The 22179-nt window shown below is 39.3% G+C and carries 17 protein-coding genes and 1 tRNA gene; 15 read left to right on the forward strand and 3 right to left on the reverse strand.

The window, feature by feature from the left end:
• Positions 1-145: 145 nt before the first annotated feature.
• The 10 genes from BP621_RS14175 to pyrE all read left to right on the forward strand — a co-directional run bounded on the left by BP621_RS14175 (position 146) and on the right by pyrE (position 11877).
• Complete coding sequence (locus tag BP621_RS14175) at positions 146-889, forward strand: DUF432 domain-containing protein (protein WP_292391125.1); 744 nt, start codon at positions 146-148, stop codon at positions 887-889.
• Positions 886-1785 carry a mechanosensitive ion channel family protein gene (locus BP621_RS14180; RefSeq protein WP_292391126.1) on the forward strand — a complete coding sequence of 300 codons (900 nt, stop codon included), beginning with the start codon at positions 886-888 and terminating at the stop codon, positions 1783-1785. The genes BP621_RS14175 and BP621_RS14180 overlap by 4 nt, the downstream gene beginning before the upstream one ends.
• Positions 1786-2078: 293 nt before the next feature.
• Positions 2079-4088, forward strand: a complete 2010-nt coding sequence (locus tag BP621_RS14185; protein ID WP_292391127.1) for a M3 family oligoendopeptidase — start codon at positions 2079-2081, stop codon at positions 4086-4088.
• Between the two features lie 646 nt (positions 4089-4734).
• Positions 4735-5349, forward strand: coding sequence for a cysteine hydrolase family protein (locus tag BP621_RS14190; protein WP_292391129.1), 615 nt, complete (start codon positions 4735-4737; stop codon positions 5347-5349).
• Positions 5350-6348: 999 nt separating this feature from the next.
• A complete protein-coding gene (locus BP621_RS14195) occupies positions 6349-6531 on the forward strand; it encodes a methytransferase partner Trm112 (RefSeq protein ID WP_292391131.1) in 183 nt (60 codons plus the stop codon).
• Positions 6532-6545: 14 nt separating this feature from the next.
• Positions 6546-7286, forward strand: coding sequence for a DUF7524 family protein (locus BP621_RS14200; RefSeq protein ID WP_292391132.1), 741 nt, complete (start codon positions 6546-6548; stop codon positions 7284-7286).
• Positions 7287-7996: 710 nt separating this feature from the next.
• The gene (gene pyrG / locus BP621_RS14205) at positions 7997-9601 is read left to right on the forward strand and encodes a glutamine hydrolyzing CTP synthase (protein ID WP_292391134.1); all 1605 of its coding nucleotides are present in this window, start codon (positions 7997-7999) and stop codon (positions 9599-9601) included.
• Between the two features lie 150 nt (positions 9602-9751).
• Positions 9752-9985: a hypothetical protein gene (locus BP621_RS14210; RefSeq protein ID WP_292391136.1), complete on the forward strand. Its 234-nt coding sequence runs from the start codon at positions 9752-9754 to the stop codon at positions 9983-9985.
• 647 nt (positions 9986-10632) lie between these two features.
• Complete coding sequence (locus tag BP621_RS14215) at positions 10633-11160, forward strand: CDP-2,3-bis-(O-geranylgeranyl)-sn-glycerol synthase (RefSeq protein WP_394339311.1); 528 nt, start codon at positions 10633-10635, stop codon at positions 11158-11160.
• A 159-nt stretch (positions 11161-11319) separates the two neighbouring features.
• Positions 11320-11877, forward strand: coding sequence for an orotate phosphoribosyltransferase (gene pyrE, locus BP621_RS14220; protein WP_292391137.1), 558 nt, complete (start codon positions 11320-11322; stop codon positions 11875-11877).
• A gap of 36 nt (positions 11878-11913) precedes the next feature.
• On the opposite strand, the gene BP621_RS14225 is transcribed toward pyrE, so the two are convergent.
• On the reverse strand, positions 11914-12234 hold the full coding sequence (locus BP621_RS14225; protein ID WP_292391138.1) for a carboxymuconolactone decarboxylase family protein: 321 nt from the start codon (positions 12232-12234) through the stop codon (positions 11914-11916).
• A gap of 482 nt (positions 12235-12716) precedes the next feature.
• Between BP621_RS14225 and purD the strand changes: the two genes are divergently transcribed.
• The 4 genes from purD (at position 12717) to BP621_RS14245 (ending at position 18813) form a co-directional block, all read left to right on the forward strand.
• Positions 12717-14018 (forward strand): phosphoribosylamine--glycine ligase, encoded by a 1302-nt coding sequence (gene purD / locus BP621_RS14230; protein WP_292391140.1) that lies wholly within the window; start codon positions 12717-12719, stop codon positions 14016-14018.
• 250 nt (positions 14019-14268) lie between these two features.
• Complete coding sequence (argF, locus tag BP621_RS14235; protein WP_292391141.1) at positions 14269-15177, forward strand: ornithine carbamoyltransferase; 909 nt, start codon at positions 14269-14271, stop codon at positions 15175-15177.
• 383 nt (positions 15178-15560) lie between these two features.
• Positions 15561-15645 (forward strand) — tRNA-Leu (locus BP621_RS14240).
• A 465-nt stretch (positions 15646-16110) separates the two neighbouring features.
• Positions 16111-18813 (forward strand): PAS domain-containing sensor histidine kinase, encoded by a 2703-nt coding sequence (locus BP621_RS14245; RefSeq protein WP_292391143.1) that lies wholly within the window; start codon positions 16111-16113, stop codon positions 18811-18813.
• Between the two features lie 277 nt (positions 18814-19090).
• Here BP621_RS14245 and BP621_RS14250 read toward each other — a convergent pair whose 3' ends face one another.
• Together BP621_RS14250 and BP621_RS14255 are read right to left on the reverse strand one after the other, a co-directional pair.
• A complete protein-coding gene (locus BP621_RS14250) occupies positions 19091-20011 on the reverse strand; it encodes a pirin family protein (protein ID WP_292391145.1) in 921 nt (306 codons plus the stop codon).
• A gap of 161 nt (positions 20012-20172) precedes the next feature.
• Positions 20173-20586 (reverse strand): ester cyclase, encoded by a 414-nt coding sequence (locus BP621_RS14255; protein ID WP_292391147.1) that lies wholly within the window; start codon positions 20584-20586, stop codon positions 20173-20175.
• Between the two features lie 394 nt (positions 20587-20980).
• Between BP621_RS14255 and BP621_RS14260 the strand changes: the two genes are divergently transcribed.
• Entirely contained in the window at positions 20981-22156 is a 1176-nt protein-coding gene (locus tag BP621_RS14260; protein ID WP_292391148.1) for an NAD(P)/FAD-dependent oxidoreductase, read from the forward strand.
• Positions 22157-22179 lie beyond the last annotated feature (23 nt).

Genomic DNA, 22179 nt, shown 5'->3' on the forward strand with positions numbered 1-22179 from the left:
TCCTGAGATGTATTCTCTCGGACGTTCTATCTATTTTCCGAGCTATTAAAGAAAATTTTAAAAAGTAAAATTTTTATAATGTAACACATCTATATTAATTAAGAAACTTAAAAAATTAATTAGGTATGTTAGTTTATGGGATATTATGTACGGCCATTATAATCTCCCTTTTACAGTTGAACAGGAAGGAATTGCTATTTCAGTGGAAAAAACCGGAAAGCAATTGATATACAAAAGAACACTTGGAACAGATAAAGTAGAAAAAATTATTCTTGGAGACGAAAAGCACCTGATTATAAACCCGGTAGAACCCTTAAACACTCCTAAGGAAATCACTCCAAATCTGCTCATAGAGTTTGAGAAAACTCTGTTGCTTGCGGGAGGAGCAAGAAGAAAAATTTTCCTGACCTTTCCGGTAGAAATAGGTGTTTTTATAGCGGATAATGGAGACAAAAATCTCCAGCTTCTTGACGTGCTGAGCCTGGTAAGGCAGAAATTTACCCTTTATGGAGAAGTTTCAAATGGAGTTATCTGCAAGCATTGGAAAAGCCAGATATATTCAATTTCTCCTTCCCCTAACCCTCTACAGGAGGGAATTATTGAACTGACCCTTAGAAATGTTTCCTCAGATTGGGCGTCGATCTCAAAAGTAGTTTTCAGTGCATATGGTATGAAACTTTACTATGCCGGTGATGTTTTTACGCGAGCGCGTATGGACATCCTCAATAGGAACACGGCTGAAACAGGTTTTGAGTTGCAAAAACTTAGCGGAGAGCTAAAAAGCAGTCCCCTGAAAGATGTTAAAACCAGAAAAGAAGCTTTCGGGGTTTACAGACTTAAGAAGCTTGGTATCGCGCCTCTTAATTTTTACATGGGGAGTGGATTTTGATTACGAATATTGACTTTCTGGATTTCGTCCTGTACACTACCTCAAAGGCCCCAGTTACTATAGGACATCTGCTGAAATTTATACTCATCCTGTCTGTCTCGGTCCTTTTTTCCCGAATTCTCACACTTTATCTGCGCAGATCCTTGAAGGACAAAGTCAGCAAGGACGTGAGCGAGACCGTCCTCAAAATTCTTTATTATGGCATACTTATTATCGTTTTTATCTCGGCCCTTCCTCTCATAGGCCTTAATCCTTCAGCGCTCCTAGTGGCAGGAGGAGTCACAGGTATTATTCTTGGTTTTGCAAGCCAGAATATTGTAGGAAATCTGGTCTCGGGTTTTTTCCTCATGGTCGAAAGGCCAATAAAAATAGGGGACCAGGTTCAAATCAACGATGTGTCGGGTTATGTCACGGATATTCGCATAATTTCTACCCATATAAGAACTTTTGAAGGGCTTCTTGTCCGTATCCCCAATCAACAGGTCTTTACAACAAATATCACAAACATTGTAGGGCACCCTGTCCGAAGGTTTGAATACACAATAAGGATCCGTTACAGTGACGATGCCAATGCCGCAATTTTTCTTATCAAAGACCTTATTGACAAAGAACCCTTTGCTCTCCTGAATCCGTCTCCTTCGGTTTTCGTAAACGACCTCGGAGAAAGTTCAGTAAACATCTCTGTCAGGATCTGGGCACCTGTGAACGAGTGGTTCGGGATAAAAACCAGAATTCTATGGAATATAAAACAAACTCTGGAAGAAAATGGCATAGAGATTCCTTTACCGCAGCGCATAGTTCGCATTCAGACCGATGCAAAAGAGATTCCTAAGGAACTGATGCCGGAAAAAGAAATCGAGAGTGTGTTAAATTACGAGGAAAGAGTTCTAGCCTGAATAAACCTGTTACTGAGTAAATCTATTATGCAGACAGGTTTTTCTCAAATATGTTCAGATTTTCAAAATAGAAATGAGTTGCAACCGATGTAAGGTAATTATTATTATAGTTGTTACAATATAGTAATCCATCTAAAACAAATAGCATTTTTGCATAAATTAAGTGAAACTCTGAAATCATAGTGAAATATGAAATTAATTAGATTAAAAAAATCAATGGTCATTAAATCAACTTTAATAGAAGGATAACAATAGATGGATACTTTAAGATTATACCAGGGGATAGTGGTCTTATGAAATTGAAATCGGTTAAAGGGCTCATAGGCTCAAGAATGCTTAAAGGGCCTCTCGCTCTTGGAGCATTACTGTCTCTTGCAGTTTTTCCGGAAGGCAGGGCTTCTGAAAAGCTGGAGAAATACTCTGACAGCACAGGCAATAGCAAAGGTAATGAGAATAACGCAAGCAATGAATATATTTCCGAAGTGCTTGATTCCAGTAAGGTTCCGACAGAATGGAATGATAAATATCTTTTCAGCAGCAGGGAAGATGCTTCGAAAGAGCTTGAGAGATTAAAAAAAGGACCACAGGAGATAGACGAAACTTTCCGCCCGAAATTTGATAATTTGTCCGGGGCTATTGTACTTGAGTATCTGGAAACCGAAAAGGCTTATTCAAAATCGCTTGATGTCCTGTATACTTATACATATACTCAGCTCAGTAAAAACGTGAATGAATCGTTCTTTATTTCTCTGCTTGGAAGTTCTCAGGATCTGCTTACTGAATATAAGAAAGCCCAAGCCTTTGCAACCGTAAAATTGACCTCTCTGGGGAAGGAGGAATGGGACAGGCTCTTTTCCGAAGAACCCAAACTCGAGGCTTACAGGGCTTATCTTGAAGCTAATTATATTAGATTTGCGGAGCACAGGCCAAAGAATGAGGTCCAGGCTGCGTATCTTGCAGAGCTCGAAAACCAGCGTATGAAACTGGAGACTGAAGCGCTTTCCGAAATCACGAATAAAGTCACAAAGGCAGGAGAGATCACGCTCGAGAACGGAGAAAAATTCTCCGTCAATTCCCAGTCCTACAGTACTTTACTATCAACAGACCCGAGCCGGAAAAACAGGAAAAACTGTTACGACAAGAGGTTCTACCACCTGATTAATGAATCCGATTCTATGGCATCCCTATATTCTAGAAAAGCGCAGCTGGACGACCTTGTTGCCAGAGAGTTGAACTATACGGATTTCTATGACTACAGTCTGTATAACTTTTATCTCACTCATGATCAGATTGAGAACATGAATACGATCTTCAAGCAAAGAAAAGACGTATTTGAAGACTACAACGAGTTCAGGAGGAAAAAACTCGGGCTTGACGTGCTCAAACCATATGACCTTATACTGCAGCTAACGGATCAACCTGGCAAAACGTATGCCTTTATCGATGCCCTGCGAGAGATTCTAAAATCCTACTCCAGGATGAACCCCCATTTCAAGGAAATCTTTTTAAAAATGGTAACTGGCAGTTTCATAGATGTGTACCCTGACCCAGAACATGGAAAACAACCCGGAGGTTACTGTACCGATCTATGTGCCCTGAAATCCCCGGCGCTCATTTTTATGAACTATGACGGCCTTATTAGGGACCAGAAAACTTTAACCCACGAGATGGGACATGCCGTTAATTTCTACCTAATGGGCAATTCCGTGGACTATCTTTACTGCTCAGGTACGATCTATGAAATGGAAATTCCTTCCACTTTCAATGAAGAGCTCTTTGTTGATCATATTGTCGAAAACTCGGATAGGGATACCGCAGTTGCCATACTCTCCCAGCAGATCGATGACTACCAGAACTTCTTTACCAGACAGCCCTTGATTACGGAATTCGAATATAAAGCTCACAGGCTCTGCACAGAAAAAGAAACGGTAAGCGGAGTGGAACTTAATGCTATCTGGACCGACCTTTCTAAAGAATACAGGAGCCGCTCAGTTGAGTATTATCCTGAAGATTCCGCAGAGTGGACTTACATCAACCATATTTACCTGACAAGCAACTACTATACCTTCAATTACGCGATTTCCAAGGCAATAACCCTCGCTCTCTTCAAACAGTACAGAGAAGATCCAGACGCTTTTAACAAAAACTATATCGCATACCTCTCGGCAGGCTCGACAATGCGTCCAGAAGAAAAACTCAAGGAATACTTTGGAATCAAAATCGACAGGCAGCTCTTTGAAGACGCGATGGATGTTGTTGAGTTAAGAATTCGGGAATTGTATAAACTGGCAAAGGAAGAATAACTCTGAAAGGTATTCGAGGAGAGGAAATCTCGACGAGAGAAGAACTTGGGTACTAGGGAATTTACAGGAGATATATAAGCAAAAATAAGAAAAAGCCAGTTAGCCCGCTCTTAGATTATTTCTTCAAGAACATTCGAATATTTTTGACAGTCAGAGCTTCGGGGGTTGTTTCATGGGATAAAAATAAACAAGATGAGCCTGATGAATAGCTGAAATTTCAGCTCTGTAGAAAGCCTCTGGAATCTAGTGCTTCGATTCCAGAATAAATTCACTATTTACTGGAAAATTCGTAATTGGGAAATAGGTTCAAAAGCCAAGTTTTATGAACCTACTTCGAAATCGCAGTTAGTGTATTGATTCTAAAATAAATCCTTTCTTTAACGGAAAATTCGTTGATCTATGGATCAATGCAAAAGTCAAGATTGTGAACATACTTTGGAATCGCAGCACTAGAATCTCCATTAGCTAATTGAATGGCCTGATATATTTTTACTATGTCTTTTGCTTCGTTCTTTATTTCACAACCGAAGAATCTCGGGGTTTTAACGAGCCAGATTAAAAAGCTAGAACTGAAAAATAATTCAGAAACAGGTTCATGCTAATTTATAATTAATTAGATACAGGATTGATAAAAGATAAACGTGAAATGGAGTTCAAAGAGGATGGTGAAACCTTGAAAGCTCTAGTTATTATAGATATGACTAACGATTTCGTATTTGAGACCTATGAATATGAAGGAACGTTATATGAGGGAAAACTTGTAGCCCCTATGGCAAAGTCAATTGTTGACAAAATAGCCAGACTAATAATAAAAGTAGTAAGTGAGGGAACAGTCAGTGTTATAAGGCTTCCGAAAGATCACCCCAATGCCTTTATGAATCCCGAACTCGAACTGAAGATTGCAGAACTGGGAATCGATGAAGTATTCATAACAGGCCTTGTGGAAGAAGTCTGTATATACATTAATAGCCTGATTTTCCTTGAAAAAGGGTTTCGAACAAATATCGTAAAAGGGTGTACCGCTCCTTTTGATGAAGAAAAAGGGAGAGAGGCCTTCAGGGAACTTACGGAATGCGGAGCAAAAATGGTTGATGATATCCCAGAAAAAGATATAAAAGTTATTCTCTTTCTGGAAGATGAACACGATGAAAATTCCGAAGAAATAAAGTCAGGAGACTGGCCTCCCCATAATATGAAAGGAACTCCCGGAGCCATGACCGTAAAGCCGATCAGGAATGTGCTTGAGAGAAGGTATAGATAAGATCTCAAAATGGAAACACCGATAGTTTTGACTATAGCTTTGAACGCAAACATTTACACTTAACCTCCCAAAATGAGCCAGAGACATAGCACATAGGGCTATAAAATAAGAAAATCCAATTTCAAGTGTAATTTTCTGCGTAAATAACTATAGTACATGGATAACTTTTTGGTAACTGTCTAAAGGTTGTTTATTAACAAATTTTTAATATTTACCGTTTTTCCTATTTGTTTTTAAGTTTAGATTAATGTTTAATGAATAACTTTGACAAATTTTGAAAATTTCATCAGAAATTAAAAGTATGCTGTTCACAAACAAAAATACTTATTAAATTTGTTTCTAAAACTTTTTCTATATCGTTTTTCATCAATTGATTCCCTCTATTCTAAGTTTTATTCCTTCTATTGTAATACGGAATTATACTTCCTAGAAGTAATATAAATAATTTTCATCAATAAGATAAAACGAATTGAACAAACGTTCCTTATAGCAAAAAGATTAATTATTCAGATTTTAAAAAAGATAGATAGAAATTTCTCTAAACTTGTTTTTACTAGCTCAGTTTGAACTTAGATACCTAATGTTATAAGTCCATTTAAAAATATTTAACATATAATAAGTGAAGGAGTTTTATAGAATCAATGGATTGTAATTTGCAATTCTCGAGTATACGTCCAATAAAATACTATAAAATTTTTGAACACCATTACCCAAGTAAAAAGATGTAATTTCCTATTTATAATGTCAGTATAATATTATTTTCGGAATGGGCTTATATAAAAAACAACCTTCGACATAACGGATAAGCTTCAAATCGTAAGTGCCTGTAAATATATAGATTACATTAAAATAGGAGGATGAATTGAATACGGTTAAATAGTGGGATAAAGTTCACATCCGCAGGATGAGAGAATAAGGATTAGAAACAATCAGTTATCCTCACTAAATGTGAAACTCTGTCTCCTCCTATCGGAAAAGCGGCTTTAACGGTGAATTTTAGTGAAAAAAGATCTTATGGATATTCTGGCTTGCCCTGTATGTAAGGGCGACCTGATTTTGAACGTTGTCGAAGAAAATGAAGAAGAGGTCATATCTGGAACCCTCTACTGCCCTGTATGCAAAGAGCACTATCCGATCGATGAGGGAATTCCAAACTTGCTTCCTCCTGACCTTAGAAACTGATATGAGGGTTAAACTTGCAGCATATATTCCAGAATGTTATCATCAACCGACAGGAGATAAACTCAATTGAGTTTGAAAAGGAAAGTGTTGAAATTTCTCTTTCTCCCGGCGAAGAAGAAACTTTTGAGATCCTGATCACAAACTACGGGTCCCCTACACATATTCATTTCTCAGTAAGTGATGAATTAAAAGGTCAGATCACTTTTCTGAGGGACAACCCATATGTGCTTCAGAAAGAATACGTTTCTATAGTTGCAAGAATCCCGCAAGAAGGCAGGGTGCTTACAAAAGGGCAGATCTATATCACAGCAGGTTATGGCTCAAGAAAGAAAGGTTTTCCAGTCCAACTTGGAAAAATCGATCCAAAGCCACAGGAACATTCTGAAGATGAGTCCTATTCAGGAAATGAGGAAAGCGAATCGAGTAAATCCTCAGCTACACTACCTATAAAGAAACTCTCTCACCCGAAACAAGGAAGCGGGTTTGGCGGATTTTCGTCTTCCGCTCTCAGAAACTTTACAGGAAGCTTTTCAGCCACAGGAAGAAAAACCCCAAAAAATGTAAGTAGGAACGAAAAACTTCCTCTGAATATTGCTTTTGGAGGCTTTTTACTACTTGCATGCTTATTCTTCCTCTATTTTATCCTGCCATCGAGCCTGCAGTTTGAAGTCGGCTTTGCCCAGTCGCTTTTGTTTTCAATACTTTTTGTGACCTGTATGATATATATCCTGCTAAAAATTGCAGAAGAGAGCTAAACCCTTTAGGAGATATCGTATTAAGCCTGAGAGTTAGATTTCATTTTGAGCCTGATACCCCTCAATTTATTTCCACTCAATTCACTTCCACTCAATTCACTTCGGATTTACAATTGAAAATTGATTTTCAGGTTTATAACTAAGATTAACTTCAGGTTTATACTGAGATTAACTTTAGGTTTATAACTGAGATTAACTTCAGGTTTATAACTGAGATTAACTTCAGGTTTATAACCGAAAGTCATTTTCAGATTTATAACTCAGAATTTACTTCTGAACCCGAAGTGAGAATTAGCTTCAGGCGCTCAAGTAAGAATTTATCTGGTTCAAAACTGAGAAATTCACGGAAAAATCCATTCCGAACATTCATAATTGCAGAATCATCTAAAGACAAGAAAAAATGTACTTTTCTGTATTTTTCTCCCTTCACTCTGGATTTTTCCGGTAGCTGGCATTTTATGCCATTATTTTATAAACTTGTCCTCACTCAAGCCTTATTCTCTTATTTTCACATCTTATTTGAGCCTGTTCATTTTTAGAAGTTGGGAGTAATTTTTATATCATGAAGATATTGGTATTGTGTTCGTACCAGAGGATTAATGACAGATTTCTTACGCATTACTAATTTGATTATTTCCTGTCTAACTCCGCGTAATATCCTTTAGTAGTCTGAAACCGCTATTAGGAAAAACTATTGAGGAAGCTTATCCATGAAGTATATCATAGTTACCGGTGGGGTGATGAGCGGGCTTGGAAAAGGCATTACCATCGCATCCATTGGCAGAAACCTTAAAAACAAAGGGTATAAAGTTACGGCTATCAAGATCGACCCTTACATCAATATTGATGCAGGCACCATGAGCCCCTACCAGCATGGGGAAGTTTTTGTGCTCAAGGACGGAGGGGAAGTTGACCTAGATCTTGGGAATTACGAGCGTTTCCTTGATACGGAACTTACAAGGGATCACAACCTTACCACAGGCAAGATCTACCTGGAAGTAATTTCCAAAGAGAGAAGAGGAGACTATCTCGGAAAAACCGTTCAGATTATTCCCCATATCACAAATGAGATCAAAAGCAGGATCCGAAAAGTTGCGGCCCGGAGTGGAGCTGATATCTGTCTTATTGAAATTGGAGGAACTGTTGGGGATATTGAGAGCATGCCTTTCCTTGAGGCTGTACGCCAGATGCACAGGGAAGAACCTTCCGAAAATATCGCATTTATTCATGTGACCCTGGCTATGGAAGACCTTCAGGGCGAGCAAAAAACCAAGCCGTCCCAACATTCCGTAAAGGAACTCCGTGCCCTTGGTCTTAGCCCTGAAGTAATCGTTGTAAGGTCAAAGACTCCCCTTCAGGAAAGTGCTAAAGAGAAAATTGCCCTCTTTTGTGACGTGCCCCAGGAACTGGTTATCAGCGCTCACGACGCCGACGATATTTATGAAGTACCTCTTGAGATAGAAGAGCAGGGATTAACCACCCAGCTCATGAAACACCTGCAACTGGACTCCAATGTCGAGAACGGTGCATGGAAAGATATGGTCGCAAGGATGAAATCTACAACCGATACGGTCAAACTTGCAATCGTCGGAAAATATACGAATCTTGAGGACTCTTACCTCAGCATCCTAGAAGCTGTCAAGCACGGAGGAATTGATAACGGATGCAGGGTTGAAGTCAATATGGTTGAAGCCGAAATCCTGGAAGAAAACCCGGCCGAGATTGAGAAGCTGATACAGTATGATGGGATTCTTATTCCAGGCGGCTTTGGTGGGCGCGGCACAGAAGGCAAAATGATGGCAATTAAGTTCGCCAGGGAAAACGATATTCCTTTCCTCGGCATCTGCCTGGGTATGCAGCTTGCAGTCATCGAGTTTGCCAGAAATGTAGCTAAACTCGGAGGGGCAAACAGTACGGAATTTGACGAAGATACCCCTTACCCTGTAATTGATCTCCTGCCTGAGCAAACCGGTGTTGCAGATATGGGCGGAACTATGCGCCTTGGGGACTATGAGGCTATCCTTAAAGAAAGCTCTATTGCCGCTAAAATTTATGGAACCAATTATATTGTCGAGCGCCACCGCCACAGATACGAGGTTAACCCAGAGTTTGTGGACAGGCTTGAGTCTTACGGTATTCTCTTTTCCGGCAAAAACAAGAACAGGATGGAAATCGCCGAGATTCCTGGCAAGCGTTTCTTCTTTGGTTCCCAGTTTCATCCTGAGTTCAGGTCACGGCCTGGAAGACCGTCTCCCCCATTCAATGGTCTCGTCGCGGCAATGTGCAAGTACAGGAAAGAAAGAGAAGGACGATAAAAGCAGTAAAGATTATTTGAGGGAATTTAATACTTTTAATCCCTTTTTTGTGAATATTTTAATCGTATCGGAGATATTCAAACCTTTAATCCAGCCTGACACCCTGTCAAAAAGATTCATTTGGCGGGAAACTGATAAATACTTTCGAAATTGAAGAAGGTAGATTACACGACATCTATTAAGGCAACTCACATCAGTAGTGCCTGTATAGATATCGCAACTTCACCAAAACCTATGAAGGTACGTATTATGGCAATGTCTAAAAAAGATATGGATAAGAAGAAGATCGCTAAGAGAGAAAAGATGGAAGAGCTGGAAAAAAAGGCTTCTGCAGGCAGCAAGGACGCCAAGAAGAAGCTTGCAAAGGAAAAGAGGAAAAAATAATTCCTTAATAAGTTATTCTTTTCTATATAGCGTATAAAAAGATCCGGGGACTATTTACCCAGATCGACACCAATTTTTATATTAAGACTGTACAAAAAGTGTTATTAAATTTTCTTTTCTCGCCTTGAAGCATCTGCGTCTCGAAAACTTTACGTTTTTATTCCGAGATTTCGTCTTCATCTATTATTCTTTGTTTTCATTGACTTTATTGTTTTTTCATGATTAATTATGTCGACAAAATGTAGTTAGGATCGCAATATATAAAAGAAATATGAAGGAGCTGAAGGGCGCAAATTAAGATTAAAACTTAGCAAAAGAAATACAATTAAATAGGGTCAATAGTTACATAAGCCCATCAATTGAGTACATTATAAACTCACAGTTGAGTAAGTCAAGCCCTTATTTAAGACCATTACTTATGTCAATTAATTAATTCAATTTTTAAGTCAACATCTTAACAGTAACTGACTGGTTAAAAAGCAGGGTAAAACAACGAGCACAAGTTATTGGTATGTTCTGCGGGCAATTATATAGAGAAGTAAAAAATACAGCAGTATCCAGAAAATTGAGTTCGCCTCAAGAAAAAAACAAAAACTATAAAAAGAGTTGATACCACGATCGAGCTGATAATTAAAGCCTTCTGGCTGATGCTTCCTGCATACCTTCCCAATCCTTTTGCAGCTGTTTTTGGTGGCGGAAAGCCAATTGACGGAGGCAGGACTTTAAAGGATGGAAGAAGGATTATAGGAGACGGAAAAACCTACAGAGGGCTTTTTTCAGGCATCTTTTTTGGAGTGCTTGCAGGTAGCATCCAGATCTGGTTGAGTTCAAGGGGATTCGAGATTCTGGGAACCGAGATGCCAGCCTTCGGCCCGAATTATATTGAGGCTTTCAAAGTGGTCCTTGCCCTTGCCTGCGGCTCGCTTTTCGGGGATATGTTCAAAAGCTTCTTCAAGCGCAGGATGGGCATGAAAAGAGGGGCTCCACTTCCACTTGTAGACCAGCTGGACTTCGTAATCGGAGCCTGGGTTTTCGCATATCTTACAGCCCCTGCATGGTTCGTGAGCAATTTTATTCCCTCGATAATGATAGTTGTCCTTATCACGACTCCTTTGCTGCATCTTACAACAAATATAATCGGATACTTCACAGGTATAAAAAAAGAACCATGGTAAGCTTATTGGAGTTATGCAAACTTTTTCGAAAAAAATTTGATCAAAAAATTGGAATTATGATAAGCTGGGGAGTTACGAGGTTCTTGATAAAGTTATAATATATGTTATCCGGTAACATTTAATAGAAAATAGCTAATAAGGCTGCAAAGCGGTGAGATTATGAACAAATCAGAAATTGAGAAGGAATTAGAGACGCAAAAACAGGAACTGATCGCAGCCCTCAAAACCTGCGGAGCTATCCGCTACGGGGACTTCACGCTTGCCTCGGGAAAGAAGAGCAAGTATTATATAGATATCAAAAAAGCCAGTACTGACCCTAAAACCCTGAAACTTATAGCACGGCAGGCAGCATTCAGGATAAAACAGATGGATGTGAATATAATAGCAGGCGTGGAACTTGGAGGTGTGCCGCTGGCAACCGCAGTTTCCATGGAAACAGAACTTCCCCTACTTATAGTTCGGAAAGCTGTAAAAGACTACGGTACAAAGAGCAGGTTTGTGGGCACCATTAAACCGGAAGACAGGCTTGTAATGCTCGAAGACGTAACAACAAGCGGAGGCTCGGTCAGGAACGCAATTGAGGTTGTCAGGGAAACCGGAGCAAATGTCAAATATGTAATCAGTGTCGTGGACAGGGAAGAGGGAGCAATCGAAAACTTAAAAGAGACAGGTACGGAGCTTGTTTCTCTTGTGAGTGCAAGCGATCTCTTAAAGTAAGGAAAGCGCAAGAGCACCTTCCTGTACTGAAGCTTTTTAGATTTTACCTTCAAACCCATCAATCGCTGCAGGGAGGCACTCAAGAACTTTAGCAAAACCTGAGTGGTGAAGGTTCAATACCACTGCAGCAATAATTTCTTCACGAGTTGCACCCTCGTTCTTTGCCATCATTGCATGCATCTGTACGCCTCGTGGATTTCGATTCGCAGTCTGGATAGCTATGTTGATCAACTGCTTTGTTTTAGCATCAAGGCCCTTCAACGCTTTCTGAGCTTCAATAAGGTCATTAAAACGTGCTGCTACTTCTGGACATTCTTTTTGGAAGATTTCATATGGATTTTGATTCGTGCTTTTCATCTCCAGAATGGTCTAATCATTTTTACTTTATAAAAATTAGTTTTTTCATATCAGGAAAAAGGACGAGTTTTCACCCTGCTAAGAAAACCTGGACTATTCGGTTAAGGGAAAAGTATTTCGATCACGGGAAAGAATGGAGCAAAAATCAGAAACATGCCCCAAAAAGAAAGATTTTTAGTTAAGTTTGAAGCCTGACAATGAGAAGATATTTATTAGAAGAAATAGAGAACTAGGAAGTCCTTCAGTATATTCCTATTAAAAAGTGTTTGGTAATAGATTGCCAATAAATTGCCAACAAATTATCAATAAAAGGAGACAGCTGCATAAAGCAGCATTGAAAGGTTTTGAGGACTGAAAATTCATCACCTTTTCTTATCTCATCGATTTCATCTTATTATGAGTACATATTAAAACCATACTTATACTTGAATATAAAAGGACTTGAATATAAAAGGAATCTTTTTAAAACCAGGAGAATAAAAATGAAAATTTTGCTTATCGGCGGAGGCGGAAGGGAACATGCAATCGCCGAAGGAATCAAGAAAAGCAAGCATAATCCCTCTCTTTATGCATTCATGGCGAAAAAAAATCCCGGAATTGCTGCCCTCTGTGAGGATTTTCTCCTTGAGAAGGAGACCGAAATTGAAAAAGTTATTGAGTATGCAAAAGCCAGAAACATCGAAATGGCCTTTGTAGGGCCTGAAGCCCCTCTTGCAGCAGGAGTTGCAGATGCCCTCTGGGAAGCCGGAATTCCGGTTGTAGGGCCTAAAAAAGCCTGTGCAATTATAGAGTTTGACAAAGCTTGGGCAAGAAATTTCATGAAAAAATATGGAATCGAAGGCTGCCCTGCTTATGAAGTTTTCACAGAGGAAAAACCTGCGCATGCTTTCATAGAAAAACTTGGCGACGTGGCAGTCAAGCCCTCAGGCCTGACAGGAGGCAAAGGAGTAAAAGTTATGGGAGATCAGCTCCCTGACCTCGAGGCTGCCAAAGCCTACACAAGTGAGCTGCTTGAAAAAGGGGCTGTGGTCATTGAGGAACGTTTTATAGGAGAGGAGTTTACGCTTCAGGCCTTTGTCGATGGAAAAAGCCTTGTTTTCTTCCCTGCCGTGCAAGACCATAAAAGAGCCTATGAAGGGGATCTTGGACCCAATACAGGAGGCATGGGTTCATACACTGATGCTGGGGAAATCCTGCCTTTTATGCTCCCTGAAGATCTTGAGAAGGCAAAGAAGATTATGCAGGATACCGTAAAGTCACTTTATGAGGAAACCGGAACCGGGTATCAGGGTGTTCTCTATGGGCAGTTCATCCTTACAGCCAACGGCCCCAAGGTAGTGGAATTCAATGCTCGATTCGGTGACCCCGAAGCCATGAACGTAATCCCCCTCCTTGAAACAGACTTCGTGGAAATCATGTCTGCGGTAGTTAAAGGGACACTTGGAAATTTGCCTGTAAACTTCAGCAAGAAAGCAACTGTCTGTAAATACGCAGTTCCTGCCGGCTATCCTGAAAAGCCTGAAAAGGACATTGAGGTAACTGTAGGAGACATAGGGGAAGCTTCCATTTACTATGCCAGTGTCTACGAAAAAGAAGGAAAAATTTACACAACCAGTTCCCGCGCCATTGCAGTTATCGGGATTGCTGAAACTATAGCTGCGGCCGAAAAAATTGCCCAGAACGCCCTTGAAAATCTCCACGGCAAGTTGTTTTTCCGGAAAGATATTGGGACTGCTGCTCTTATCCAGAAGAGAATTGACCATATGAAAGAACTTAGAGGCTAACTGCCGAAAATAAAATTGAATGCTAAACACAAGGTTAACTGCCGAAAATAAGGCTAACTGCCTGAACTGTCATGCAAAAGTACGGCGTGCAGATAAGTACTATGTAGTAATACAAACTAAAGTTCAACCAGAATGAAATAAGTTCAGCTAAAATAGAGAAATTAAGCTTGAATGGAGTAAATTCAGCTAAAATAGAGAAATTAAGCTTGAATAGAGTAAGTTTAGCTAGAGTAAAGTCGGGGTTGAAGTGATGAAGAAGGATGTACTTTCGATAACTGACCTGTCCAGAAAAGAGATTTATGAACTCCTTGAATCGGCCATGGACCTGAAAGAAAAACGCAAGGCTGGAGAACCTACAGAGTTCCTGAAGAACAAAAGCCTGGGAATGATTTTTGAGAAATCTTCCACAAGAACCAGGGTATCCTTTGAGGTTGCAATGACTGATTTTGGAGGACACGCACTTTACCTGAATTCCAGAGATATTCAGATAGGAAGAGGCGAGACTATTGAGGACACTGCCAGAACCCTTTCAGGCTACCTTCACGGAATCATGGCCAGAGTTATGAGCCACGAAACCGTAAAGAAACTAGCCGAATACTCAACAATACCCGTGATCAATGCGCTTTCGGATCGGGAACACCCCTGTCAGATCCTTGGCGATTTCATGACCATAATGGAGTATAAGGACAAATTCGAAGGCCTGAAATTTGCTTGGGTAGGAGATGGAAACAACGTTTGCAATTCAGCCATGCTAGGGTCGGCTATCATGGGAATGGAATTTGCCGTTGCCTGCCCGAAGGGCTACGAGCCGAAAGCCGAGTTCCTTGAAAAAGCAAAAGCCTTCGGAGGCAAGTTCACAGTTACGAATGACCCGAAAGTTGCTGCAAAAGATGCAGATATCATTTATACGGATGTCTGGGTGTCCATGGGCGATGAAGCTGAACAGGAGAAACGCCTGAAGGACTTTGCCGCTTTCCAGGTCAATACGGAACTCCTTAAAGCCGCAAAACCGGACGTAATAGTTATGCACTGCCTGCCAGCTCGTCGAGGCCTTGAGATTACGGATGAAGTTATGGACGGTCCGAATTCCGTAATTTTTGATGAGGCCGAGAACCGCCTGCATGCGCAAAAAGCCCTTATCCTGAAATTGATGAAATGAAAATTTCATCAATTCTAACTTATTTTAGAGACTTCCTAAATACCCAGAGTTTCTTTTAAGTCCTGTTTTTAAAGCCTGGTTAAACCTAGTTAAACCTGGTCAAACTCGTTTACAAAAAGGAAATTCTAAAAAGAGTCCTGGCGAGTTTTGTCCTCCAAACAGGCTTTCAAGGAAAAAGTATAAGAATAAAGAGCACTACTATTGCTCCTGCAACATAAGCTACATCGTGCGAGAGTTGCCCAGCCAGGTCAAAGGCGCCAGGTTCAGAGTCTAACATACAGGACTAAATGTTATTAGAAGATCCAAGAAAAAAGAGACGAAATTTAGCAGTAATATACCATTTAAATAAAGAGTAGACAAATACAAAAAACTATCTTTCATATGCGAGAGTTGCCCAGCCAGGTCAAAGGCGATAGGTTCAGAGCCTATTCTCGTAGGAGTTCGTGCGTTCGAATCGCACCTCTCGCATCAAACTTTTTTTGATCGAATAATTTTCTTTTAGTTACATTTTTGGACTATGTAGAAATCCTCCCAAAACTGATTTTCATAACCTCAATTTAAACCTGAAACCTGATTCTACAATCCAATCCAATGCATTTGGCATATCATAAATGGGAGGATCTCTATAAAGCCATTTTTATGGTTCTGGGTTTTCACAGGAAAATACCAGTCTCATTGTAAATAGTATGCTTTTCAAGCCGGAGGTAAAAGTTCGTACTAATTATGAAGTTATTAATTCTGAGCCTCATATGCGTTACAAGTTTTAATTTATTATTTATATTTTTCAACGTTAATAATTAACTAAAATAAAGTATGTCTTTTATAGGATCAATAAATAATTTTAAATTTCAATTATCTATAAGTTTTCCAGATATAGTTAAGGAAGGTATATCTCACCAGAGAAAACAAGCCTAAAGAGGAACTGGCACAGGTATGGATCAATTTCTTGCAAAAACCCCCAATCCTTTACTCAGTATCACGAAAGATGGAATTGTTAATTACTCAAACGACGCAGCAGAGCCTCTATTGCGTGAATGGGGAGTGAAAATTGGGGAGAATCTACCTCCAAATATCACAGATCTCGTTCAAAGAGTAATTTCCCTAAATAGTCCAGAAAAATTGGATGTTAAAGCGGGAAACAGAGTATACTTGGTTGTTTTTTCTCCCTTACCCAAAAAGGAATGTGTGAACATTTCTGGATTCGACATAACTGAGCATAGGGAATGTGAAGACAAGATTCGGAAGAACGCGGAAAAGTACAGCCATATAATATATACAACTCAAGACTCAAACATAACAGAAGGCAAGCAGGCAGAGGAAGCTCTTTTTCAGTCTGAGCAGCATTATCGACTTTTATATGAAACCATGCTTCAAGGTGTAGTCTACCAGGACGCTAGCGGTAAGATAATCTCTATGAATCCGGCTGCTGAGAGGATCCTTGGCAAGACATCAAGTGAGTTATTAGGCAGCTCATCTGTTGGCGAAGAGTATCATACTATCCGGGAAGACGGCTCGGAATTTCCAGGACTTGAACATCCAGCTATGGTATCCCTGCAAACAGGGCAGAAGGTACAAAATGTAGTGATGGGAGTTTACAATCCGAGAGAAAAATGTTATCGCTGGATCAACATAAGTGCAGTGCCTCTTTTCCGTTCTGGAGAAGATAAACCATTCCAGGTATATACACTGTTTGAGGATATTACAGAACGCAAACATATGGAAGAGCAAACTCGTCTGCGAGCCCAAGAATTAGAAACAATAATGGAAGTAGTACCCACACCGATATTGATCAACCATGACTTGGAAGGATACAATATTACAGGCAATAGAATAGCAAATGAATTTTATAGGGCAGAAGTTGGAGAAAATATTTCAGCAAGCGTCCCCAAAGGTGGGCGCTTTTTCTACAAAGGCAAAGAGTTGTGCGCTGATGAATTACCAGTACAACAAGCAGCCAAAAAGAATATAGACTTACGCAATGTGGAATTGGAAGCGCTTCTTCCAAGTGGGAAACGGCGAATAATTACAGTATCAGCAAGTCCATTGTATAATACTGAAGGTCAGGTACGTGGTAGTGTTGGATCATTTACTGACATAACTGAGAGAAAAAAAGCAGAAGCTAAACTGGAAGAAACATTTGAAAATTTAGAAAATATGGTTAAAGAACGAACATCAGAGCTTGAAAATGCCTACAAATCGTTGAAAGAGAGTGAGAAAGATCTTGCTGAAGCTCAAAGAATAGCTCACATTGGAAGTTGGAAATGGAATCTTCTAACCGACAAAATATCCTGGTCTGATGAAATGTATCGGATTTTTGGACTTAAACCTCAAGAAGATATTTCTTTAGATAAAATTTTAAATTACATACATCCAGACGATCGAGACTATTTGCTTGGTGTCCATCAGGAGTCTTTAAAAGGAAAAAAGCTCAGTGGCCCAATAGTATTTAGAATAATTTCACCTGATGGAGAAACGCGCGTAATCCATGGGCACTCTGAAGTCATATTTAACGAAGAAAACAAACCTGTTCAAATAAGAGGAGCAGGCCAAGACATTACCGAAAATAAAAAAGCAGAGGAGGATTTACGCAAGAGTAAAGAGCAGTATCAATCTTTATTCAACTCTATAAGTGAAGGTTTTGCAAATTGCAAAGCAATCTATGATGATCATGGTACACTCTGTGATTTATTAATTCTGGATATAAACCCTGCTGGAGCAAGAATTTCAGGTGCTGAGCGGGAAGCACAAATTGGTAAAACCATGCGTGAAGTAGGGCCTGATGTGGAAGGTTACTGGTTTGAAGCTTATAAAAAAGTTGACCAGACAGGCAAATCTATTCAGTTTGAGAATTTTGGAAACATGCCAGGCAAATGGTTTACTGTTCGAATCGATAGGATTGAAAAAGGACAATTTGCAATAATGTTTAGAGATATTACTCAGGAAAAAGAGGCTAAGGAAGCTCTTGCAAAATATGAGATTGCCAAAAAAAAGGAAATTCATCATAGAATCAAGAATAACTTGCAGATTATATCAGCGTTACTGGATCTTCAAGCTGAAAAGTTAAAAGGCAGAACTAACATCAGCAATTCAGAATTGCTGAATGCTTTCAAAGAGAGCCAGGACAGAATAATCTCCATGTCTCTGATTCATGAAGAGTTATATAGGGGCGGGGGAACCGATAAACTGAACTTTTCTTCCTATATTGGAAAACTTGCTGAAAATCTCATTCTGACATACAGGGTAGGCAATAAGGATATTAGCTTAGATATGGATCTGGAGGAAAATACATTCTTTGATACCGACACAGCAATTCCATTGGGAATAATAATTAATGAACTTGTTTCCAATTCCTTTAAACATGCATTTCAAGGAAGAGATAAAGGGAAAATCAAAATCAGACTTCAAAGAGATGAAAACAGAGAATCTAAAAGTAAAGGCTATAGTAGTAACGCTTACATTCTGTCCGTCTCAGATAATGGAGTGGGCATTCCTGAAAACATAGTCATTGAAAATCTTGATAGTTTGGGGCTTCAACTCGTAACTTCCCTTGCAGATCAGTTAGATGGCAAACTTGAAATTAAAAGGAGTAATGGAACAGAATTCACTGTGAAATTTACGGTAACAGAGAAGGAATAATCAGGAACAGAGTCATAAAAGTTAGTTTAACAAAACGAGTTTAGAGTTTAATATGAAACTATATTTTGTTGAAAAGTAATTCATATGTAAGTTGCCCAGCCAGGTCAAAGGCGTCAGACTTAAGATCTAACATACAGGACTAAATAATATAATAAGTTACCCAAAGCGAAAGAATAAAAAGCAAAGAAATGTAAGAACAGGTAAAAAATAATAAAATATTTATCAATGTGCGAGGGTTGCCAAGCCAAGACCCACATTTTCTTGATAATTACTTATTTTACTTGCCTCCTCTCTCTTGCTTGATAAAAGTTCCATTGCTGTACTCTTCAAAAGCGATACGTAATTCTTCATTCGTATTCATTACAATAGGACCGTACCAAGCGATCGGTTCACCAATCGGTTTTCCCGAGATTAGCAAGAACCTGACATGATCTCCCTCAGTTGAAACCAAAATTTGATCACCGTCACTAAACAGGACAACATCTCCATTTTCCAGGAAAGGATTTCGCTTCATGTCAAAATAATTGGCACCTTCCATCTCGTAGGAAAATGGTTCTTTCTCCTTGCAGAAATATCCTTTTCCCTCTATGACATAAGCCAACACTGTGTATCCACGTTTGGTAGGATGAGAAAACTCTGACCCGTCGGGAACGGTTACATCCAGATATTCCGGATCGGTAACTATATCTCTAACTGGCCCTTGTCCGCTTCCTACATTTCCACAAATTACCCTGATTTTTGTGCCATTCTCCAGCGATACTACCGGAATTTGATCACTTTTTACTTCTCGATAGCGCGGATCCATCATTTTTTGAGATTTAGGAAGATTAGCCCATAGCTGAAATCCATACATCGAACCATCCGTGTCTCCTTTGGGCATTTCCTGGTGTATAATTCCACTTCCGGCAGTCATCCACTGTACATCCCCTGATGAAATAATTCCCTTATTACCCATGCTGTCCCCGTGTTCGACATCACCACGAAGAACATAAGTAATAGTCTCTATACCTCTATGAGGATGCCAGGGAAAACCTTTGATGTAATGATCTGGATTATCGGACCTAAAATCATCCAAAAGCAAAAATGGGTCGAAAATAGGAACCTGGCTAAAGCCAAACGCACGTTTGAGATATACGCCTGCTCCTTCTATTGTGGGTTTGCTCGTCAGAACCTTTGATATCTTTCTAGTTTCAATCATTCCTGTTCCTCATTGTTTAATTTTCAAATTAGCTCAGAGTTAAAGATAATGATGTACACTTCCTAAGCTGACGGCTTAGATTGCCTAGAGCATTAGTTGTTAGTTATTAAAGGCATGACTTACATTCGAGCCGATTTTCACGTAGTCAATATTTTCATACATTACATCAGGCCAATCTGCTTTAGCAAGCCCACTAGATCGTAGAACAATCTTTCCTCCACAATCTTTCCGTCTTTCCAGTGGGCAACAGTACAGAACTCTACCTTGAACTTCTTATTAGTTGGAGGGATAAGTTTACCATCGGCACCCTTCATTGGTCCCTTCATGGTACCTGTGAAATCAGCCACAGAGCATGTATAGTCTCCAGAGCCAAAAAGGATCTTATAAGGATTGTTTGCGACATGATTATCTGGGAACGTCTTAAAGAACTCCACTGCCTCTGCCTGGTGAGCATGTCCACCTTTTGTGGGCTCTGGCTGCCCTGGCCAGTATACTGCTACGTTGTCAGCATGACGTTTATTAAAAGTCTCCCAGTCCTGTGAATTCCAGGCATCGTCCAGTGTTTTCATCAACATCAAATTTTCTTCCATACTCATTTATACCATCTCCTTTCTGACTAAACCTTTAACTATAGATACGAGCTTTCCAGGCAGAAATTGGATAAACTCCTATTCTTGGTCGATTTTTAAATTACGTAATCAATCTGTTTGAATTTCTGGTTTATTAAAATTCAATATATCTTTAATAATTTAAAATATAGATAACTTACATTTCAAACATTTTCTAAGTAACTATATACTTATTCAATATATAACTATAGATTAATTTAATTTGTTGAAAATTAAATTATAACTAAAAAAACAAGTCAATTAACCGGAAAATAGATATTAGAAAAGTCTTAGATTTTCGCTTGGGTCGGTCTATCTAATTTAGTATCAAAAAGAATAATAAGTCAGTTGAGGTTAGGAGATGAAGAAAGAAGAAAAAATAATGGGAAAAGAAGTTTCATTCTGGTTAGAATCATCCCCTGCTACAGATTTTCCAAAAATTGAAAAAGGGTTAAGAGTTGATGCGGTAATACTGGGAGGTGGCATCGCTGGTATAACCACTGCAACACTATTAAAGGAGACCGGACATACCGTAGCAGTAATAGAGGCAGATCGGATTGTAAAAGGAGTAACAGTTGGAACCACAGCTAAGATAAGTATGGGCCCTAATATGATTTATAAAAATATTATATCAAAATTAGGTAAGTCAAAAGCCCAGGATTTTGCTAACGCCAATATCAAGGCAGTTGAGAAAATAGCTGATATTATAAGAGAGCGGAAAATTGACTGTGAATTTAAACGTCTTCCTCTTTACATTTACACTGAGTCTGATGAAAAAAGTGACGAAATTAAAAGTGAATTTAAAGCTGCTAGAGAGTTGGGACTTCCGGTTTCTTACACAGAAGAAGTACCTTTACCTTTTAGAACTGGTCCTGCCATCAAATACGAGAATCAGGCTCAATTTCATCCCCGTAAGTATCTTCTGGCCCTTTCAAAGTATGTAATTGGCAATGGTTGTTATATCTTTGAGAAAACCTGTGCCATTACTGTCAAAAATGGAGACATCAAAGAAGTAGTAACAGATCAGGGCTCAATAATGGCCGATAAAGTGGTAGTTGCAACAAATACACCAGTATACGATCCAGATCAGCTTTACAAACATTTGCATTCAGGAAGATCCTATGTATTAGCATTATATGCTGAAGGAAATTTCCCAGAAGGGATGTTTATAGACTTCAATCCTGTACACACCTATAGGACAACTCCTACAGACAAAGGTAATATGATAATTGTTGCTGGAGATCATAGTCCGATAGATGTACCTGACAAAAATGTGTACTATAGTAGACTTGAAAATTATGCACGCAAACACCTTAATGTTAAGTCTATTGAATACAGGTGGTCCAGTAAAGACTGCGTTACTGATGATGGCCTACCCCTGATAGGCATGACATCTCAAGAAGGCATATACGTAGCAACTGGATTTGGGTTTTGGGGAATGACAAATGGGACAACGGCTGCCATGATAATTGCCGATCTAATTAACAGCAAAGAAAATAAATTCACTTATCTGTTCAATCCCTTAAGGTTTCTATAAGACTATTAAAGGTTCAGATTTTT

Origin of the sequence: Methanosarcina sp. UBA5 (assembly GCF_002505485.1) — an archaeon.
In the GTDB taxonomy this organism is placed as follows: Archaea; Halobacteriota; Methanosarcinia; order Methanosarcinales; family Methanosarcinaceae; genus Methanosarcina.

Coding starts and splice junctions, on each gene's coding strand:
- BP621_RS14175 (WP_292391125.1), top strand. CDS start 146: ATGTACGGCCATTATAATCTCCCTTTTACAGTTGAACAGGAAGGAATT.
- BP621_RS14185 (WP_292391127.1), top strand. CDS start 2,079: ATGAAATTGAAATCGGTTAAAGGGCTCATAGGCTCAAGAATGCTTAAA.
- BP621_RS14190 (WP_292391129.1), top strand. CDS start 4,735: ATGGAGTTCAAAGAGGATGGTGAAACCTTGAAAGCTCTAGTTATTATA.
- pyrG (WP_292391134.1), top strand. CDS start 7,997: ATGAAGTATATCATAGTTACCGGTGGGGTGATGAGCGGGCTTGGAAAA.
- BP621_RS14215 (WP_394339311.1), top strand. CDS start 10,633: ATGCTTCCTGCATACCTTCCCAATCCTTTTGCAGCTGTTTTTGGTGGC.
- pyrE (WP_292391137.1), top strand. CDS start 11,320: ATGAACAAATCAGAAATTGAGAAGGAATTAGAGACGCAAAAACAGGAA.
- BP621_RS14225 (WP_292391138.1), bottom strand. CDS start 12,234: ATGAAAAGCACGAATCAAAATCCATATGAAATCTTCCAAAAAGAATGT.
- purD (WP_292391140.1), top strand. CDS start 12,717: ATGAAAATTTTGCTTATCGGCGGAGGCGGAAGGGAACATGCAATCGCC.
- argF (WP_292391141.1), top strand. CDS start 14,269: ATGAAGAAGGATGTACTTTCGATAACTGACCTGTCCAGAAAAGAGATT.
- BP621_RS14245 (WP_292391143.1), top strand. CDS start 16,111: ATGGATCAATTTCTTGCAAAAACCCCCAATCCTTTACTCAGTATCACG.
- BP621_RS14250 (WP_292391145.1), bottom strand. CDS start 20,011: ATGATTGAAACTAGAAAGATATCAAAGGTTCTGACGAGCAAACCCACA.
- BP621_RS14255 (WP_292391147.1), bottom strand. CDS start 20,586: ATGTTGATGAAAACACTGGACGATGCCTGGAATTCACAGGACTGGGAG.
- BP621_RS14260 (WP_292391148.1), top strand. CDS start 20,981: ATGAAGAAAGAAGAAAAAATAATGGGAAAAGAAGTTTCATTCTGGTTA.